The 16,887-nt window shown below is 72.3% G+C and carries 17 protein-coding genes; 10 read left to right on the plus strand and 7 right to left on the minus strand.

Annotated features, from left to right (window positions below):
- The first annotated feature begins 185 nt into the window (after positions 1-185).
- The 3 genes from dhaK (at position 186) to ABR737_RS08895 (ending at position 2,376) form a co-directional block, all read left to right on the plus strand.
- A complete protein-coding gene (gene dhaK, locus ABR737_RS08885) occupies positions 186-1,178 on the plus strand; it encodes a dihydroxyacetone kinase subunit DhaK (protein WP_350249637.1) in 993 nt (330 codons plus the stop codon).
- A 164-nt stretch (positions 1,179-1,342) separates the two neighbouring features.
- Entirely contained in the window at positions 1,343-1,939 is a 597-nt protein-coding gene (gene dhaL / locus ABR737_RS08890) for a dihydroxyacetone kinase subunit DhaL (protein WP_350256725.1), read from the plus strand.
- Positions 1,936-2,376, plus strand: coding sequence for a PTS-dependent dihydroxyacetone kinase phosphotransferase subunit DhaM (locus ABR737_RS08895; RefSeq protein ID WP_350249638.1), 441 nt, complete (start codon positions 1,936-1,938; stop codon positions 2,374-2,376). The genes dhaL and ABR737_RS08895 overlap by 4 nt, the downstream gene beginning before the upstream one ends.
- Before the next feature lie 36 nt (positions 2,377-2,412).
- On the opposite strand, the gene ABR737_RS08900 is transcribed toward ABR737_RS08895, so the two are convergent.
- Positions 2,413-3,231 carry an SAM-dependent methyltransferase gene (locus ABR737_RS08900; RefSeq protein WP_350249639.1) on the minus strand — a complete coding sequence of 273 codons (819 nt, stop codon included), beginning with the start codon at positions 3,229-3,231 and terminating at the stop codon, positions 2,413-2,415.
- A 384-nt stretch (positions 3,232-3,615) separates the two neighbouring features.
- Here ABR737_RS08900 and ABR737_RS08905 point away from each other — a divergent pair, with 384 nt between their 5' ends.
- Both ABR737_RS08905 and ABR737_RS08910 read left to right on the plus strand, forming a co-directional pair.
- Positions 3,616-4,260, plus strand: a complete 645-nt coding sequence (locus ABR737_RS08905; protein ID WP_350249640.1) for an RNA polymerase sigma factor — start codon at positions 3,616-3,618, stop codon at positions 4,258-4,260.
- A gap of 2 nt (positions 4,261-4,262) precedes the next feature.
- Positions 4,263-5,015, plus strand: coding sequence for a hypothetical protein (locus ABR737_RS08910; protein WP_350249641.1), 753 nt, complete (start codon positions 4,263-4,265; stop codon positions 5,013-5,015).
- Between the two features lie 58 nt (positions 5,016-5,073).
- Here ABR737_RS08910 and ABR737_RS08915 read toward each other — a convergent pair whose 3' ends face one another.
- Positions 5,074-5,496, minus strand: coding sequence for an STAS domain-containing protein (locus ABR737_RS08915; RefSeq protein ID WP_350249642.1), 423 nt, complete (start codon positions 5,494-5,496; stop codon positions 5,074-5,076).
- 321 nt (positions 5,497-5,817) lie between these two features.
- Between ABR737_RS08915 and ABR737_RS08920 the strand changes: the two genes are divergently transcribed.
- From ABR737_RS08920 to ABR737_RS08940, 5 genes are all read left to right on the plus strand, one after another.
- Positions 5,818-6,579 carry a DeoR/GlpR family DNA-binding transcription regulator gene (locus ABR737_RS08920; RefSeq protein WP_350249643.1) on the plus strand — a complete coding sequence of 254 codons (762 nt, stop codon included), beginning with the start codon at positions 5,818-5,820 and terminating at the stop codon, positions 6,577-6,579.
- Between the two features lie 269 nt (positions 6,580-6,848).
- A complete protein-coding gene (locus ABR737_RS08925) occupies positions 6,849-8,228 on the plus strand; it encodes an ABC transporter substrate-binding protein (RefSeq protein WP_350249644.1) in 1,380 nt (459 codons plus the stop codon).
- Positions 8,209-9,198 carry a carbohydrate ABC transporter permease gene (locus tag ABR737_RS08930; RefSeq protein ID WP_350249645.1) on the plus strand — a complete coding sequence of 330 codons (990 nt, stop codon included), beginning with the start codon at positions 8,209-8,211 and terminating at the stop codon, positions 9,196-9,198. The genes ABR737_RS08925 and ABR737_RS08930 overlap by 20 nt, the downstream gene beginning before the upstream one ends.
- Positions 9,195-10,082 carry a carbohydrate ABC transporter permease gene (locus ABR737_RS08935; RefSeq protein ID WP_350249646.1) on the plus strand — a complete coding sequence of 296 codons (888 nt, stop codon included), beginning with the start codon at positions 9,195-9,197 and terminating at the stop codon, positions 10,080-10,082. Before ABR737_RS08930 ends, ABR737_RS08935 begins: the two co-directional genes overlap by 4 nt.
- Positions 10,079-11,071, plus strand: a complete 993-nt coding sequence (locus ABR737_RS08940) for a zinc-dependent alcohol dehydrogenase family protein (protein ID WP_350249647.1) — start codon at positions 10,079-10,081, stop codon at positions 11,069-11,071. The genes ABR737_RS08935 and ABR737_RS08940 overlap by 4 nt, the downstream gene beginning before the upstream one ends.
- Before the next feature lie 27 nt (positions 11,072-11,098).
- On the opposite strand, the gene ABR737_RS08945 is transcribed toward ABR737_RS08940, so the two are convergent.
- From ABR737_RS08945 to ABR737_RS08965, 5 genes are all read right to left on the minus strand, one after another.
- Positions 11,099-12,112 (minus strand): winged helix-turn-helix domain-containing protein, encoded by a 1,014-nt coding sequence (locus ABR737_RS08945; protein WP_350249648.1) that lies wholly within the window; start codon positions 12,110-12,112, stop codon positions 11,099-11,101.
- 166 nt (positions 12,113-12,278) lie between these two features.
- Positions 12,279-12,767: an NUDIX hydrolase gene (locus ABR737_RS08950; RefSeq protein ID WP_350249649.1), complete on the minus strand. Its 489-nt coding sequence runs from the start codon at positions 12,765-12,767 to the stop codon at positions 12,279-12,281.
- 5 nt (positions 12,768-12,772) lie between these two features.
- A complete protein-coding gene (locus ABR737_RS08955) occupies positions 12,773-14,320 on the minus strand; it encodes an ATP-dependent DNA ligase (RefSeq protein ID WP_350249650.1) in 1,548 nt (515 codons plus the stop codon).
- A 106-nt stretch (positions 14,321-14,426) separates the two neighbouring features.
- Positions 14,427-15,827, minus strand: coding sequence for an FAD-binding oxidoreductase (locus ABR737_RS08960; protein ID WP_350249651.1), 1,401 nt, complete (start codon positions 15,825-15,827; stop codon positions 14,427-14,429).
- Positions 15,828-15,837: 10 nt separating this feature from the next.
- Complete coding sequence (locus tag ABR737_RS08965; RefSeq protein WP_350249652.1) at positions 15,838-16,818, minus strand: antibiotic biosynthesis monooxygenase; 981 nt, start codon at positions 16,816-16,818, stop codon at positions 15,838-15,840.
- Between the last annotated feature and the right edge of the window lie 69 nt (positions 16,819-16,887).

Consider the following 16,887-nt stretch of genomic DNA (forward strand, 5'->3'; position numbering starts at 1 on the left):
ACTGGCGGCCCGTCAGCAGGGTGTGAGGTCCGCCGGACCCGGCCCCGTCCCGGCCGACCCCGCCATCCCCCTTCACCCCTGTCGGAAAACGCCGGAGCATGTCAAGATCAGCACAGCTCGACACCCCACCTGACCTGGAAGAACGTCACTCAAAGCTCGCCTGCTCAAGTCACCGGGAGGCACCCATGAAGATGCTGATCAACGTCGCCGAGACCGTGGTCGCCGATGCGCTGCGCGGGATGGCCGCGGCGCACCCCGAATTGGTGGTGGACACCGAGAACCGGGTGATCGTACGGCGGGACGCACCGGTGGAGGGCAAGGTGGCGCTGGTGTCCGGGGGCGGCAGCGGGCACGAGCCGCTGCACGGGGGGTTCGTCGGGCCCGGGATGCTGGATGCCGCCTGTCCGGGCGAGATCTTCACCTCGCCGGTGCCCGATCAGATGGTGCGGGCCGCCGCGGCCGTGGACAGCGGCAAAGGGGTGCTGTTCCTCGTCAAGAACTACACCGGTGACGTACTCAACTTCCAGATGGCGGCGGAGCTGGCGGAGGACGAAGGGGTGCAGGTGGCCAGCGTGCTCATCAATGACGATGTCGCGGTGACCGACTCGACGTTCACGGCGGGGCGGCGCGGCACCGGGGCGACGCTCTTCGTGGAGAAGATCGCCGGTGCCGCGGCGGACGAGGGCATGCCGCTGGAGCGGGTGGAGGCGCTGGCCCGGCAGGTCGTGGCGTCGTCGCGCAGCTTCGGTGTGGCGCTGAGCGCCTGTACGACCCCGGCCAAGGGCAGCCCGACGTTCGATCTCCCGGCCGGGGAGCTGGAGTTGGGGGTCGGGATCCATGGCGAGCCGGGGCGGGAGCGCCGCGCGATGATGACCTCGCGCGAGATCGCGGACTTCACCGTGGACGCGATCCTGGAGGACCTGGATCCGAGGCTGCCGGTGCTGGTGCTGGTCAACGGCATGGGGGCGACCCCGCTGCTGGAACTGTACGGATTCAACGCCGAGGTCCGCCGGGTGCTCGACGAGCGGGGGGTCGCGGTGGCCCGCACGCTCGTGGGGAACTATGTGACGTCGCTGGACATGGCCGGCTGCTCGGTGACGCTGTGCCAGGTGGACGGAGAACTGCTGCGGCTGTGGGACGCGCCGGTACAGACGCCCGGGCTGCGCTGGGGCCGGTGACACCGCAGTCGTGCCCGCTCCGCAGGGGTCTGCGGTGGGACGGCCCCCTCTTTGTCTCTCTGTCCGTAGAGGCCGCAGGCCGGTACCGCTGCTTGTGGCCGTACGGCTCCGCTTTCTTCACTCCGTGCCCGAACAACCAAGGAGAGTAGTCCGTGTCCGAAACGGTGCTGGATGCCGCGTTCTTCGTACGCTGGATGACGGCGGCCGCCGCCGTCATCGACCGGGAGGCCGACCGGCTCACCGAGCTGGACTCGCCCATCGGTGACGCCGACCACGGAAGGAACATGCAGCGCGGCTTCACGGCCGTGGTCAAGACCTTGGAGGCGGAGCCGCCGGCGACGCCCGGGGCGGTGCTGACCACCGCCGGACGGCAGTTGATCTCCAGTGTGGGCGGGGCGTCCGGGCCGCTGTACGGGACGCTGCTGCGGCGCGCCGGCAAGGCGCTGGGCGAGGCGGCGCACGTGTCGGCCGAGGAGTTGCGGTCGGGGCTGGCCGCCGGGGTGGATGCGGTGGGCCAGCTCGGCGGATCGGCGCCGGGGGACAAGACGATGCTCGATGCGCTGGTGCCGGGGGTCACGGCACTGTCGGCCTCCTTCGACGCGGCGGCGGAAGCGGCCGGGCAGGGCGCGCTGTCGACCGTACCGATGCAGGCCAGGAAGGGCAGGGCGAGCTACCTCGGGGAACGCAGCATCGGGCATCAGGACCCGGGGGCGACCTCCTCGGCGCTGCTGTTCGCGGCGCTTGCGGAGGTGGCGAAGTGAGCGCGCAGACGGCAGGCGGTACGGCCGGCGGCGGGGGTGCCCCGGTCGGGGTGGTGCTGGTGTCGCACAGCGGGCCGGTCGCGGACTCCGTGGCGACGCTGGCGCTCGGGCTGGCCGGCGACGGGGTCACGGTGCCGGTGGCCGGCGCGGGCGGTACACCGGACGGCGGGCTGGGGACCAGTGCGGAGCTGATCACCAAGGCGGCACGGACGGTGGACCGCGGCGCGGGCGTGGCGATCCTGGTCGACCTGGGCAGCGCCGTACTGACCGTCAAGGCCCTGATCGCCGAGGGCGACGAACTCCCCGCGGGCGCCCGGCTGGTGGACGCGCCGCTGGTCGAGGGCGCGGTGGCCGCCGTGGTCGCCGCATCGGCCGGGGCGGACCTGGACGCGGTCGTGGCGGCGGCCGGGGAGGCGTACGGCTACCGCAAGGAGTGAAGCGCCGGGAAGGGGAGGCCGCCCGCCCCGCGGGGTTCAGGGTTTGCGGGCGACGCCCGCGTAGCAGGCGGCCTCCGTGTCGGTGACATGGGTGGCGTCCTCGGGACGGTCGGGGCGCCACTGGTGGGAGAGGGTGACGCCTGGTTCCAGTAGCTCCCAGCCGTCGAAGAAGCGCAGGAAGGCGGCGCGGGAGCGGAACTGGAGCCGGGTGCCCGCGGCACCGTAGATCTTGATGATCTTGCCCATCGCCCCGGGGTCGAAGTCCGCCGTGGCATGGCTCATGGCGAGGGTGCTGCCGGACGGAAGGGCGGCCTTGAGGGTGTCGACGATGGCGTGGGCGCGGTCCCGGCCGTCGTCCGGGACGAAGTGCATCAGGGCGTTCAGGCTGAGCGCGACCGGACGGTTCAGGTCGAGGGTGTCGAGGAGCTGGGGCGCCTCGACGATGCCGGCCGGGTCGGTGACATCGGCCTGGACGTAGGCGGTACGTCCCTCGGGGGCGCTGAGCAGGAGGGCCGCCGCGTGCGCGAGGACGATCGGGTCGTTGTCGGTGTAGACGACCCTGGCGTCGGCGGCGATGCCCTGGGCGACCTCGTGGAGGTTCGGCGGGGTGGGGATGCCGGTGCCGATGTCGAGGAACTGCCGCATACCGGATTCGGCGAGGACGCGGGTGGCGCGGTGCATGAACTCGCGGTTGATGCGGGCGGCGACCAGCGCGGCGGGGAAGGCGCTCAGCACCTCCGCGGCGGCCATCCGGTCAGCCAGGAAGTTGGTCTTGCCGCCCAGGAAGTAGTCGTAGATCCGGGACGAATGCGCCCGGTCCAGCTGAAGATCCACCACGGATCCGTGCTCGCTCATCGTCTGCTGCCTCCCCAATACGGCACCCCGCCCCGGCACACCTCCTCGGCGTGCGGTGACGCCCCCTTGCGCGCCGCGCACTCCGGACGGCGCATCAACCGCCGCCGTGCGCCCGGCTGTTGGAGCACTGCCCCGTAGGTGCCGGATCATGCCGGGGCACACCCGGCGGGATCCCCGGCGGGCGGCACGGCCGGCGCCGCCGGTCGTCACATGCCAGGGTCACGCGTAGTCATATGAATACGCAGCGGCAGATTTTTGCCCGGACGATGCCACAAACGGGCGCCCTTTCCGGTTCATTGGAGGGTGAGGGCCAACCGTCCTCCCGCGGCCGGCGGTGCTTCGGCGCCCGGCTCGGTGCACGGCGAAACGGAACGAGGACTGCTCGTGAGCGCAGACCGGGACCGACTGCAACCGGCGTGCGCTCCGGCGCATGTCCATACGGCGGAGTTAGCTCCACTCCCCCGCGGTTCGCTCCCGGCCGTCGCGCCGGACCCGTTCGACCGCCAGCTGTCGATCACCTTCGAGGCCTTCCTGGCCACCCATGCACGCAAATGGCTGACGTACGCCTATCTGCACACCGGCAGCGAGGCCGCGGCCCGTGAGGTGACCCGGGCGGCGTACGACCGGCTCAGCCGGCTGTGGCCGCATGCGCTGCGGCAGGCGTCGGTGGAGGCGTACGCCTGGTCGGTCCTCAAGGAACGGGTGGTGGAGTGGCTGTACGACCACCAGCAGCCCACCGCCCTCACCGAAACCGCCGCGTTCGCCGTCGTCACCCACGCCCTGCTGCGCGAGTGCCAGCAGCAGTTCGCCATGCTGGAGGGCCAGTTGGGGCTGTATGCCGCCATCGCCCGGCTGCCGGAGCGGCAGTGCGATGTGATCGTGCTGCGCCATGTCATCGGGTACAGCGACGCACAGATCGGCTCCCTGCTCGGCGTCGACGAAGTCACCGTCCGCTCCTACGCAAGCCGCGGCAAGCGCAAGCTCGCCGCCGCACTCGGTATCGACCAGGGACATTCCAGGGGGAACTGACCATGTCGCACATCTGCCCCGCGGGCCGCCGGGAAACCGTCGAGACGCTGCTCAGCGCCGCCGCTGCGGTATCCGGTTTCGACGGTCCGGTTCGGTTCGGTGACCTCGAGGACACAGGGGTGCCCGGCGGCCTCGGCGCCTTCCTGCGGACGGCGGCAGCGTCGCCGGACGGTCCGCCGACGGCCGAGCGGCCGGTCCGGGACGGACAGGGCGCGCCCAGCACCTACGCCAGCGCCCGCGACGAGGCCACCCATGAGCTCCAGCTGGCCTGTGCGCTGGTCGTCAATGCGGCGGCGGCCGCGGCGAGCCTGGAACGGCTGGTCAACGACCACCACATCGACCCCGAAGGCGCACTGGTCTTCGCCTGTCTGCTGCACATCACCGGCCGCCAGGACGCGGCCCATTTCTGGTGGCACTTCGGCGCCGGCGCCGGGAGCCGGACCGCTGCCTACTGTCTGTACCTCTCCCACCGCCGCAACGGTGAGTACCGCGACGCCGCCTACTGGCGCGAACAGGCCGCGCATGCGCCCGACGAGGAGCGCCGGTCGGCGGCCGCGTTCGACGAGAAGCAGCTGCTGCCGGATGCGGCCCGCCACAATCTTCTCGTCCAGTGGCACAGCGGGCTCGCCCCGACCCTGCCGAGCGCTCTGGAGAATGTGATCAACCGGCTCGTGGTGGACAGCGACGACGAGGATTTCGGTGAGATCCCCCGCCCCTCCCCCACGCTCGTCCGGGACCTCGGCGGTGCCCGGTAGCGACGCCGCTCCACCGGCTGTCGACGTCACGCCACCGGTCTGCCTCCGGCTGCCGGACTCATGAGCCGGCCGGTCCCTCTTCCGGGTCCTCCGCCACCGGCGGCCACTCCGGGCGGCTGGCGTCGGGCACCGTGGCCAGCGCATGACCGACGGTGGGGAAGCACGAGAAGACGTTGAGGGACTGGGTGCCGACCAGCAGGCGCAGCATCCGTACACCGAGCGAGGCCAGCAGCAGCCTGCCCTCCAGGCGCCGGCACAGCCATTCCAGGGCGAGCAGGCAGCTCAGCCCGCGGGAGTCGCAGAAGCGCAGCGCGGTCAGATCGAGCACCAGGAAGCGGTGCCCGGCCGACACCACCGAGCGTGCCTCGGCGAGAAACGCCTGCTCGGTGCGGAGGTCCAGGTCTCCGCTGACGCGCAGGACCGCGCACTCCTCCGCCTGCACGATCGCAGTGACCGCCAACGACCGCATCTCCGAGCTCATGCCGTCCAGACTAAGCGCCACGGTCCGCGGCACCACCGCTGCGGCCCTCCGGCGCACAACGGGCCGCCCCGCACTCCCCGGCCCCTGGGCCCGTACGGACCCGCTGCCAGGGCGATACGGGCACCCGTTCGTGCAGGTGACCAAGGTGACAGCGCCCGCAGGCGGACAGAAACGGTCAAGTTTTCCGCCGCCGCGGGCAGCGTTTCGCACCTCTCCGGTTGCTATAAACCTGATGCGGGCGGAAACGGGCAGTCCCGTGACCGAACGGAATCCAGAACCAGTCAGATCCGGAAGCAGTCAGAATTCGGGCAGGAGTGAGCCATGAGGGCTGAGGAACGCCAGCACCGCATTCTCGCGCTCGCCCGGCAGTCCGGCCGGGTCGAGGTCGCCGATGCCGCGGCGGAATTCGGGGTCGCCCGCGAGACCGTACGGCGCGATCTGAGCGAGCTGGAGCGCCGGGGCCTGGTCCGGCGTACGCACGGTGCGGCCTATCCGGTCGAGAGCGCCGGCTTCGAGACCACACTGGCCCGGCGGGAGACCCAGCAGGTGGAGGAGAAACGCCGGATCGCGGCGGCCGCCGCGGCGCTGGTGGGCGAGGCCGAGACGGTATTCGTCGACGAGGGCTACACCCCCGAGCTGGTCGCCACACTGCTGCCCACCGACCGTCCGCTGACCGTGATCACCGCGTCGCTGCGCACCGCGTCGCTGGTCGCGGCGTCCGAGTCGACCACCGTCCTGCTGGCCGGCGGGCGGGTGCGCGCCGGCACCCAGGCGACGGTCGGGTCCTGGGCCCGGGACATGCTCGCCCGGTTCGTGATCGACCTGGCGTTCCTGGGGGCGAACGGCATCTCCCGGGAGCACGGTCTGACCACCCCGGACCCGGCGGTCGCGGAGGTGAAGGAGCAGGCCGTCCGCTCCTCGCGGCGGCGGGTGCTGGTCGGGGTGCACAGCAAGTTCGGCGCCAGCAGTTTCTGCCGGTTCGCCGAGGTGCGCGACTTCGACGCGATCGTCACCGACGCGGGGCTGTCCGCGCCGGAGGCACATCGCTATTCGCTCCTGGGGCCGCAGGTGCTCCGGGTCTGACCGGGACGGGCCGCCCGGACGCATCGGCCACCGGCCCGGCACACCACATCACCCACAGCTGACCGCCGACGGCCGCCCCCGGCCGACGGACGGCTCCCCGGCGTACCCGCAGGACGGCGTCGTACGCCCCGGAGCCGCCGCGGGTGCGGCCCTCGCCGGACCTCCCCGTCCGCCGTCACCGCCCCTCGTCCCTGTCCCTCCCCCGTCCCCTCGTCCCTTCCCTCCCCGTCCCTTCCCCTCCTCCCCGTCCCCCCAGAAAGGCACGAGCCGTGAGAGCAAGATCCCCCGGACCAGGCCGCGGCGGCCGCTCGCTCGGGCTGACCGCCCTCGCCGTCGCCCTGGCGGTGTCCACCACCGGCTGCTATCGCGGCGCCGGCGATGCGGGCAACGACAGCCGTCACACCATCAACGTCCTGATGGTCAACAACCCGCAGATGGTGGATCTGCAGCGGCTCACCGCCGAGCACTTCACCAAGGAGACCGGCATCAAGGTCCACTTCACCGTGCTGCCGGAGGACGACCTGCGCGACAAGATGAGCCAGGACTTCTCCAGCCAGGCCGGGCAGTACGACGTGGCCAGCGTCAGCAACTACGAGACGCCCATCTACGCCCGCAACGGCTGGCTCGCCCCGCTCGGTGAACGGGCCGCCAAGGACCGCACCTTCGACCAGGGCGACATCCTGAAGCCGGTCCGCTCCTCCCTCACCGCCGCCGACGGCAAGGTCTACGCGGAGCCGTTCTACGGCGAGTCGTCCTTCCTGATGTACCGCAAGGACCTCCTCAAGGCCGCCGGGCTGACCATGCCCGCCCGGCCCACCTGGCACCAGGTCGCCGCGCTGGCCGCCAAGCTGGACGGCTCCCGCAAGGGGCTGAAGGGCATCTGTCTGCGCGGCCAGCCCGGCTGGGGCCAGCTGGCCGCGCCGCTGACCACCGTCGTCAACACCTTCGGCGGCACCTGGTTCGCCAAGGACTGGCAGCAGCAGGTCGACAGCCCCGAGTTCACCAAGGCCACCCGGTTCTATGTCGATCTGGTGCGGGCGCACGGCCAGGCGGGCGCCCCGCAGGCCGGCTACACCGAGTGCCTCAACGACATGCAGCAGGGCAAGGTCGCCATGTGGTACGACGCGACGGCCGGTGCCGGTTCGCTGGAGAGCGGCGAATCCAAGGTCGCGGGCAAGGTCGGCTACGCACCGGCACCGGTGGAGCGGACCCGTGACGCGGGCTGGCTCTTCACCTGGGCGTGGGGCGTGCAGAAGGCCAGTACGCACCAGGACGCAGCCTGGCAGTTCATCCGCTGGGCCTCGGGCAAGGGCTACGAGCGGCTGGTGGGCCGCGAACTGGGCTGGTCGAGGGTGCCCGGCGGCAAGCGGGCCTCCCTCTACCGCAACCCCGAGTACGCCAAGGCAGCCGGGGCGTTCGCCGGCCCGACCGAGCGGGCGATCAGCTCGGCCCGGCCCGCCGACCCCGGCGTACAGCCGCGGCCGGCCCCCGGGATCCAGTTCGTCGGCATCCCCGAGTTCGCCGACCTGGGAACCAAGGTCTCGACCGAGATCAGCGCGGCCATCGCCGGCAAGCAGAGCGTGCCCGAAGCCCTGAAGAAGAGCCGGCGGCTCGCGCAGGAGGTGTCCGATGCCTACACGCACCACTGAACCGGCCCCCGCGGCCGACGCGGCCGCCACGCTCCGGTCCGGCGGTCCGGACGCGCGCGCCCGTGCCCGCCGCACCGAGCGGGCGAAGAACTGGGCCCGCCGCGCACCACTGCTCCCCGCCCTGGTCTTCCTCGTCGTGGTCACCCAACTCCCGTTCCTGGCCACGGTGGTGATCTCCTTCACCCGCTGGAACGCGCTGGCCCCGGACAACCGCGGCTTCGCCGCGCTCGACAACTACCGCGCCGTGTTCACCGACCCGGCGATGCGGGCCTCGGTGGGCACGACGGTGCTGCTGACCGTGACCGTGGTGCTGGTCAGCCTGCTGCTCGGGCTCGGTCTGGCGCTGCTGCTCGACCGTGGCTTCCGCGGCCGCGGCATCGTCCGCACCCTGCTCATCACGCCGTTCCTCATCGTGCCGGTCGCCTCCGCGCTGCTGTGGAAGCATGCGCTGTACAACGCCTCGTACGGGCTGCTCAACGGCTCGCTGACCTGGATATGGCGGCTGTTCGGCAGCGAGCATCCGCCGCAGCCGGACTGGATGACCGACTCGCCGCTGGCCGCGGTGGAGGCGTCGCTGATCTGGCAGTGGACGCCGTTCATGATGCTGATCCTGCTGGCCGGGCTGCAGAGCCGGGCGTCGGACGCCGTCGAGGCGGCCCGGATGGACGGCGCCTCCGCCTTCGACATCTTCCGCTATCTGACCCTGCCGCATCTGCGCCGCTACCTCGAACTGGCCGCGCTGCTGGGCACGGTGTACGTGGTGCAGAACTTCGACGCGGTGTTCACCATCACGTCCGGCGGCCTGGGCACCGCCAACCTTCCGTACACCATCTACCAGACCGTCTACCAGTCCCATGACTACGGACGGGCGTCCGCCCAGGGCGTGGTCGTGGTGCTGTGTTCGCTGCTGGTGGCGACTTTCGCGCTGCGCACCGTGTCGTCCCTGCTGCGCGAGGAGGTCACGTCATGACCACCCTGTCCACGCTGTCCCGGGCCCGCGGCCGCGCCGGATCCCCTGCCACCCGGCGCCGGCGGCGCACCGGCAGCCTGCTGGGCCTGGCGGCCTGGCTGTGCGGGATCGCCTTCTTCCTGCCCGTCGCCTGGATGGTGCTGACGTCCTTCCACAGTGAGACGGACGCGGCGACCAACCCGCCCAGCGTCGGCGCCGGACTCAGCCTGCACGGCTACCGCGAGTTCTTCGGGGCGACGGGCGGCGGTGTCAGCCCCTGGCCCCCGCTGATCAACTCGCTGACCGCCTCCGTCGTCTCCACCCTGCTGGTGCTGCTGCTGGCGGTGCCGGCCGCCTACGCGCTGGCCATCAAGCCGGTGCGCAAGTGGAGCGACGTCCTCTTCTTCTTCCTCTCCACGAAGATGCTGCCGCTGGTGGCCGGGCTGCTGCCGGTCTACCTCGTCGCGCAGAACACCGGGATGCTCGACAGCATCTGGCTGCTGGTCATCCTCTACACCTCGATGAACCTGCCGATCGCGGTGTGGATGATGCGCTCGTTCCTCGCCGAGGTGCCGGTGGAGATGCTGGAGGCCGCCTCGATCGACGGGGCGGGGCTGGCCACCACCCTGACCCGGATCGTCGCGCCGGTCGCGATGCCGGGGATCGCGGCAACGGCCCTGATCTCCTTCATCTTCAGCTGGAACGAGCTGCTGTTCGCCCGGGTCCTGACCGGCGTCGTGGCCGGAACCTCGCCGGTGTTCCTGACCGGACTCGTGACCAGCCAGGGCCTGTTCCTGGCCAAGGTGTGCGCCGCCGCCACCGTCATCTCCCTCCCGGTGCTCATCGCCGGGTTCGCCGCCCAGGACAAACTCGTCCAGGGCCTGTCGCTTGGAGCCGTGAAATGAAAGCCGCAGTGATCAGCGCCCCCGGCAAGGTCGAGGTCACCACCGTCGAGGACCCGGCGCCGGGCCCCCGCGAGGTCGTGGTCTCCGTCGCAGGCTGCGGGCTGTGCGGTACCGATCTGCACATCCTCCAGGGGGAGTTCGCACCCACGCTGCCCGTCGTGCCGGGCCATGAGTTCGCCGGTACGGTCGTGGCGCGAGGCAGCGCGGTCACCGAACTCGCCGAGGGCGACCGGGTGGCCGTCGACCCCTCGCTCTACTGCCACGAGTGCCACTACTGCCGCATCGGCCGCAACAACCTCTGTGAGCGATGGGCCGCCATCGGGGTGACCACGGCGGGCGGCGCCGCCGAGTTCGCCGTCGCCCCGGTCGCCAACTGCGTCAAGCTGCCCGATCACGTCCGGACCGAGGACGCGGCCCTGATCGAGCCGCTCTCCTGCGCCGTACGCGGCTACGACATCCTGCGCTCGGCACAACTGGGCACCAGCGTCCTCATCTACGGCTCGGGCACGATGGGCCTGATGATGCTCGAACTCGCCAAGCGCACCGGCGCGGCCGGGGTCGATGTCGTCGACATCAACCCCGCGCGGCTGGCCACCGCCCGCACCCTGGGCTGCAGCAACGCGGCCGGTTCCGCCGACGAGCTGGACCGCCCGCGCGGCTGGGACGTGGTCATCGACGCCACCGGCAACGAGCACGCCATCCAGGACGCCCTGGGACGGGTCGGCAAGGGCGGCACCTTCCTCCAGTTCGGCGTCGCCGACTATGCGGCGCGCGCCACCATCGAGCCCTACCGCATCTACAACCAGGAGATCACCATCACCGGCTCGATGGCCGTGCTGCACAGCTATGAACGCGCCGCGGAGCTCTTCGCGGCCGGCGCCCTGGACCCGGAGGTCTTCATCAGCGACCGCCTCCCGCTGGACCAGTATGCCGAGGCCCTGGCCCGCTTCCGGGCGGGCGAGGGGAGGAAGATCCTCGTACGGCCGTGAGCGGGCCCCCGGCCACCACCGGGCCGCTCACCGCGGGCGGCGGACGGGTGCGAGTTCACCGTGCAGGAGCGCCGTGCCGAGCGGGGTGAGCGTGTGGATGACCGAGCCTCCGTCGCGCCGGCTGCGGGCCAGGTTCGCCTCGCGCAGGGCGCTCACGTGCTCGCTGGCCGAGGGGGCGGAGACCCGTAGGCGGCGGGCCAGTTCACCGGTGGTGGCCGGGGCGTCCAGGGCGGCGAGGATACGGGCCCTGGTCCGGCCGAGGAGGGCGGACAGCGCCTGCGGATGGCAGCTGCGGGTGGCGGCCGGCGCCCAGTCCGTGGCGTGCTGGACGGGATAGACCAGGACCGGCGGGAGGCCGGGGTCGGCGAGCGCGATGGGTCTGCGCCAGCAGAAGTGGGAGGGGATCAGCCGCAGTCCGCGGCCGCCCAGGCGCAGATCGCGGTCCTGCGGGTAGTCGACGTGCAGGACCGGTGGCTCCCAGCGGATGGCCGGCCGGAAGGTGTTGAGCATGCCGTCGACGCCTCCGCGGCAAAGTATGCGGGTGCGGCCGCCCCGGTCGCAGTCGACCGTGGCGGCCGCGCCCGTCCAGTCGGGGGCGATCACCGCGCGGTGCACCTGCCCGAACGCGGCGGCCAGCTCGTCGAGCGGCTGCCGGTCTCCCCTGGCCAGCGCGGCGGTCCAGCGCGGGAGCCGGGCCGGCAGCCCCGCCCTGGCGCACTCCGCGGTCAGCCGCACCCTGGGGGTGTCCCGCAGCCCCTCCAGCCCCGCGGCCAGTCCGTCGCGGGCGGCGTCGGGGGTGAGGAAGTCCGGGAAGTAGCGGGCGTCGGCCGGGGCCAGGATGCTGATCAGCCGTGCGGCACGGGTCAGGCCCCGCTCGTCCAGCTCGCGGCGCGCACGGGCCCGCCAGGCCCCGAACACCGGCACCCCGCGTCCCGGCGGCACCAGCTGGTGCAGGGCGAGCACCGTTTCCCACAGTGGGTCGGGCTCGGCGGCGATCTGTACCCGCGCGATGTCCCGGTCGTCGAAGTGCAGACGCAACATGCGGCCCCCGCGGCATGCTCATGACCCCGTTCTGCCAGGGCCCCCCGTTCGGGGCCCGTGGTACGGCCCCGCCGCAAGCCTGCCCGGCGGCAACGGCGGTGTCCAGGGCGGGTTGTGGCCCGTGGGGTGCGCGGGTGGTGGAGGCCGGGAGCGCGGCGCGCCCGGCTCAGGCCTCGCCCCGTTCAAGCCCCCCGAGCCGTTCCGCCAGCCGCTCCAGGAACACCCGCTGGCCCGCCACCAGGCGCCGGTGCGCCTCGCGCGGGGTGAACCAGGCGACCCGGTCGATCTCGGGGAAGGTGCCGGTCACCCCGGATCCGCGCGGCCATTCCATGTCGAAGGTGCCGGGCACGATGCGCTCCGGATCGAGATCGCTCTCGACGGCCCAGACCGTCACCACCTTGCCGCTCGCCTGGCGGGCCTCGCCCAGCAGGACACCGGGCGCGTCGGGGGGCGGCAGACCCAGCTCCTCCTCGAACTCCCGCCGGGCCGCGTCCCGCGCCTCTTCCGGGGGCAGGTACTCGCCCTTGGGCACCGACCACGCCGCGGCGCCCCGCCGTTCCCACAACGGCCCGCCCATGTGCGCCAGCAGCACCTCGACGCCGCCGTCCGCGGTGCGCCGGTACAGCAGCAGCCCGGCACTGCGCTTTCCCGCCACGGCGGTTACCCCTCCCCGCCGTCGTGCGCGGTGAGCACCGTCTCCACGGTGTCCGCCTCGGCCGCCGTCTTGTCCTCCCGGTAGCGCACCACCCGGGCGAAGCGCAGGGTCACGCCCGCCGGGTAGCGCGTGGACGTCTGCAGGCCGTCGTAGGCGATCTCGACGACGAGTTCCGGACGCACCGTCACCACGTGGCCGTCGTCCGCCACGGCGAGTTCCCGCAGCCGCTCGGTCTGCCAGCGCAGGGTGGCGTCGGTGAGTCCCTTGAAGGTCTTGCCCAGCATCACGAATCCGCCGTCCGGCCCGCGCGCGCCGAGGTGGAGGTTGGACAGCTTCCCGGTGCGCCGGCCGTGGCCCCACTCCGCCGCGAGCACCACCAGGTCCAGGGTGTGCACGGGCTTCACCTTCAGCCAGGCGGCACCCCGGCGGCCCGCGCTGTAGGGGGCGTCCAACGCCTTGACCACGACGCCCTCGTGGCCCCGGCGCAGGGTCCGCGACCAGAAGTCCTCGGCGGCCGCGCGGGCCGCGGCGTCGGACGGGTCGGCGACCACCTGGCGGCGCACCCGCAGATGCTCGGGCACCAGCCGGGCCAGTTCCGCGTGCCGTTGCTCGCCGGGCAGTTCCAGCAGGTCGCGGCCGTCGACCGAGAGGAGGTCGAAGAAGACCGGGGACAGCGGCAGTGCGGCCTGCGCCGCGGAGACGTCGACCCGCGAGCCGAACCGTCCCGCGACCCGCTGGAAGGGCAGCGGGCGGCCCTCGCCGTCCAGCGCGATCACCTCGCCGTCGAGGATGAAGCGGTCGGCCGGCAGCTCCCGGGCGACGGCGGTGACCTCGGGGAGCCGGTCGGTGACCTCATCCAGGGTGCGGGTGTGGATCCGGACGTCCGGCCCGTGCCGGTGCACCTGGACGCGGATGCCGTCCAGCTTCTCCTCCACCGCGCAGGCACCGAGCTTGTCCACCGCCTCGGCCACCGTCTTGGCGCTGTGCGCCAGCATCGGCCCGACGGGCCGCCCGACGGTGAGCCGGAACTCCGCGAGCGCCGGCGGCCCCTCGGCGAGCAGCGCCCGTGCCACGTCCTGCAGGGATCCCGCCAGCATCACGGCCCGGCGGACGTCGGCCGCGGGCACCTCGGTGGCGGCGGCGAGCCCTTCGACCGCGATGGCGTCCAGCGCGCCCTGCCGCACCTCGCCGGTGAGCAGGCCGACCAGGAAGCGCTGTTCCTCCCGTGTCGCCGCGGCCAGCAGCTCCCGGACCAGCCGGCGCCGCTCGTCCTGCGCCCCGGCGCCCGAGACCCGCGCCAGCCCGGTCAGCGCGGTATCCACGTCGCCCACGGTCAGCGTGGCGTGCTCCGCGGCCGCGACCGGCTCGCGCAGCACGCTCCAGCCGATCCCGATCCGCCCCTGGGGCAGCCGCCCGGCCAGATACGGGATGACCACCGGGACGTCCTGTGGCGCGGCGGCCCGGAACAGCCCGGCCAGCAGCGCGATCTTCTGCGAACGTGCCGGTGTTGCCGCGACATCGGCGGAGACCTGTGCGAGAGCGGCCAGCAGCATAGGGCCATGGTGCCCCCGCGGCGCCGTGGCCGCTCCCCCGGGCGCGGGGGCCACCGGCCGGTGCGGCAGCCGTGCGGGTCCGCGGCCGGGGCGGTCCCGCCCCGTGTCAAGGGGCGAGATACGAGTGGAAGAGGTTGTCCGGGTCCCACTGCGCCTTGATCTCCTGCAGGCGGTCCCAGGCGGCGGGGGTGTACGAGCGCCGGACCCGTGCGGCATCCGCTTCCAGGTCCGTTTCGGCGATGTAGTGGAATCCGTCGTCCTGCGGGTCCGCTGCGGCCATCGCCTCGCGCAGCCAGCGCGTCTGGGTGTCGTCCTCGGCCGGGTCGTCCCAGATCGCGTAGCAGACGAGGTAGGACGTGCCGAGCGGGGAGAAGGCCATGTTCCGCAGCAGAGCGGGGTGCTCGGAGACCGGCAGCACCGGGGAGAGCACCAGGGACTTCCCGGAGGGGGCGTCGGCCACCGCACCGGCGATACGGGTCAGCTGGGTGGCGTAGTTCTCCGGTGACCACAGGGTGTCCGCCGCATACCGGTGGGCCGGCGGCCAGGCGGACACCGCGCCCTCGTGGAGCGCGGCGAAGGAGGTCGGTGCGGCGGGCTGCCGGCCTGTGGCGAGCTCGCCGAAGGGGCAGTCGGCGAACGGCTGCAGCGCCTGCAGGGCGTCGCTGCGTTCCGTGGCGAACGCGGTCGCGGCGACCGTGATCCGGGGCCCGGCCGCCGCCGTGCCGGCCCGTGGACCGGCCGGCATGAGGACGAAGGCCGTTTCGACGTACGGCGGGAGCCCGCGCGCGGTCCGCTCCGCCCACTCCGCCACCCGGGCGACCTCGGTCAGCGGGAAGGTCAGGGAGGTCGTCATGAGCGAGGCGGGGTGGGGGTGCAGGGCGAGGCGGAAGCGGGTGACGGCCGCGCAGAACCCCGGTCCGGCGCCCCGCGCGGCCCAGAAGAGGTCGGGGTTCTCGGTATCGCTGCAGGTGACGGTCCGGCCGTCGGCGGTGACGGCCCGGATCTCCAGGACGTCGGCGCAGGACGCCCCCCAGGCCCGGGAGTTCCAGCCCAGGCCGCCGCTGAGCAGGAACCCGCCGACCGCCACGGTGGGGCAGTGGCCGACGGGGAACGCCAGATCCCGCGGGGTGAGAGCCGCGACGAGTTCCTGGCCGGTGGCGGCGGGCTGCACCGTGGCCGTCGCCGGGGCGTCGCCGGCCGCGGGCGCGATACGGCACTCCCGGAGCGCGGAGAGGTCGAGCAGCAGCCCCCGGTCACGCAGCGGCGAGCCGGACCAGTTGTGCCCGCCGGAGTACATCGAGATCCGCAGTCCCCGGGTGCGGGCGTAGGTGACGGCGGACGCCACATCCGCTTCCGTGGCGGCGCGCACGATGACCTCGGGGAACCGCTGCGGCCGCCGCTCGTTCCACACGGCGGCGGACCGGGCTCGCTCGTAGCCGGCCTCACTCCGCGTCACCAGCGTGCCCTGGATGTCCTCCGCCGCCGCTGCCGGTTCCCGTGGGCACATCGTGGCCTCCTCACCAGATCTGGTGGGTGATCAGACCGAAGACGACGATGGACACCAGGTAGCCGAGCAGCACCAGCCCGACACCCAGCACCTGTTCCTTGCGGCCGGTGGCCCGGGAGGGCACCAGCCAGAAGGCGAGTGCCTTGTTCACGAGCGGCATCAGCAGCCAGGTCAGCGCGCTGACGCTCAGTACGTTGGACAGGAACAGGCCGATGTACTCGCGGATGGTGAGCTTCTCCAGCCCCACTCCCACGGTCAGGTTGAGCACCATCACCGTCGGATAGAGCGCCAGGACGACGGACATCGCCTGTTTCCAGTTGGGCGGCGCACCGCCCCTGCGGTCGAACTGGAACCAGCCGCTGAACGCCGAACCGACCTTGCGCACGTCGTACGAGGTGAAGTACTTCTTCCCCTCGGCCAGCAGCTTGGTGCGGACCTCGGAGTGGAGCCAGTCGTCGAGGTGTTCGCGGGAGTCGAACCGGAAGACGACGACCCAGTGCTCCTGCACGCCCTCCACGGGTGTGAACAGTTCGGACCCCATGAAGCCCGGCGCCTTCTCCTGCGCCGTGAGCGTCTTCTCCTGCCAGCGCAGGAACTGCTGCTCCTGGCCCGGTGTGACCTCGTGGGAGATGACGGCCGTGACCACGTCGGTGGCCGGCCGCGCGGGGCTGCCGCCCTGCAGCACCTCCTGCTTCGGCGGGCCCTCGAAGAGTCCGCGCGCCTCGTCGAGCAGTTCCCGTCGCCGGCCCGACTCCAGCCACGCGGTCAGACAGTCCATTTCGGAAAAACGAAATACGGCCACCCATTCGTTTTCTTCGCCGGCGCCGGGAGGATACACCTCGGCGTCCACGAAACCCTCGAATTCACGGGCGGCCTGATTCGTTCTGTCCTGCCAACGCTGATAGTCGTCGGTGCGGCCTTCGCGCACCTTCTGCGAGGTCACAACGGTGGCGATGTCTGCCGCGGAATCACGGCTTGCACGGGCACTCACCTTGAGTAGCCTAGTACAGAAGCGATTTACACGGCAAATGGGGCATTTGACTAACCGTTCCGCAGAGGA

This window comes from Streptomyces sp. Edi2 (genome assembly GCF_040253635.1).
Classification (GTDB): Bacteria; Actinomycetota; Actinomycetes; order Streptomycetales; family Streptomycetaceae; genus Streptomyces.

Coding starts and splice junctions, on each gene's coding strand:
- ABR737_RS08940 (WP_350249647.1), top strand. CDS start 10,079: ATGAAAGCCGCAGTGATCAGCGCCCCCGGCAAGGTCGAGGTCACCACC.
- dhaK (WP_350249637.1), top strand. CDS start 186: ATGAAGATGCTGATCAACGTCGCCGAGACCGTGGTCGCCGATGCGCTG.
- ABR737_RS08920 (WP_350249643.1), top strand. CDS start 5,818: ATGAGGGCTGAGGAACGCCAGCACCGCATTCTCGCGCTCGCCCGGCAG.
- ABR737_RS08910 (WP_350249641.1), top strand. CDS start 4,263: ATGTCGCACATCTGCCCCGCGGGCCGCCGGGAAACCGTCGAGACGCTG.
- ABR737_RS08935 (WP_350249646.1), top strand. CDS start 9,195: ATGACCACCCTGTCCACGCTGTCCCGGGCCCGCGGCCGCGCCGGATCC.
- ABR737_RS08955 (WP_350249650.1), bottom strand. CDS start 14,320: ATGCTGCTGGCCGCTCTCGCACAGGTCTCCGCCGATGTCGCGGCAACA.
- ABR737_RS08960 (WP_350249651.1), bottom strand. CDS start 15,827: ATGTGCCCACGGGAACCGGCAGCGGCGGCGGAGGACATCCAGGGCACG.
- ABR737_RS08930 (WP_350249645.1), top strand. CDS start 8,209: ATGCCTACACGCACCACTGAACCGGCCCCCGCGGCCGACGCGGCCGCC.
- ABR737_RS08915 (WP_350249642.1), bottom strand. CDS start 5,496: ATGAGCTCGGAGATGCGGTCGTTGGCGGTCACTGCGATCGTGCAGGCG.
- ABR737_RS08900 (WP_350249639.1), bottom strand. CDS start 3,231: ATGAGCGAGCACGGATCCGTGGTGGATCTTCAGCTGGACCGGGCGCAT.
- ABR737_RS08945 (WP_350249648.1), bottom strand. CDS start 12,112: ATGTTGCGTCTGCACTTCGACGACCGGGACATCGCGCGGGTACAGATC.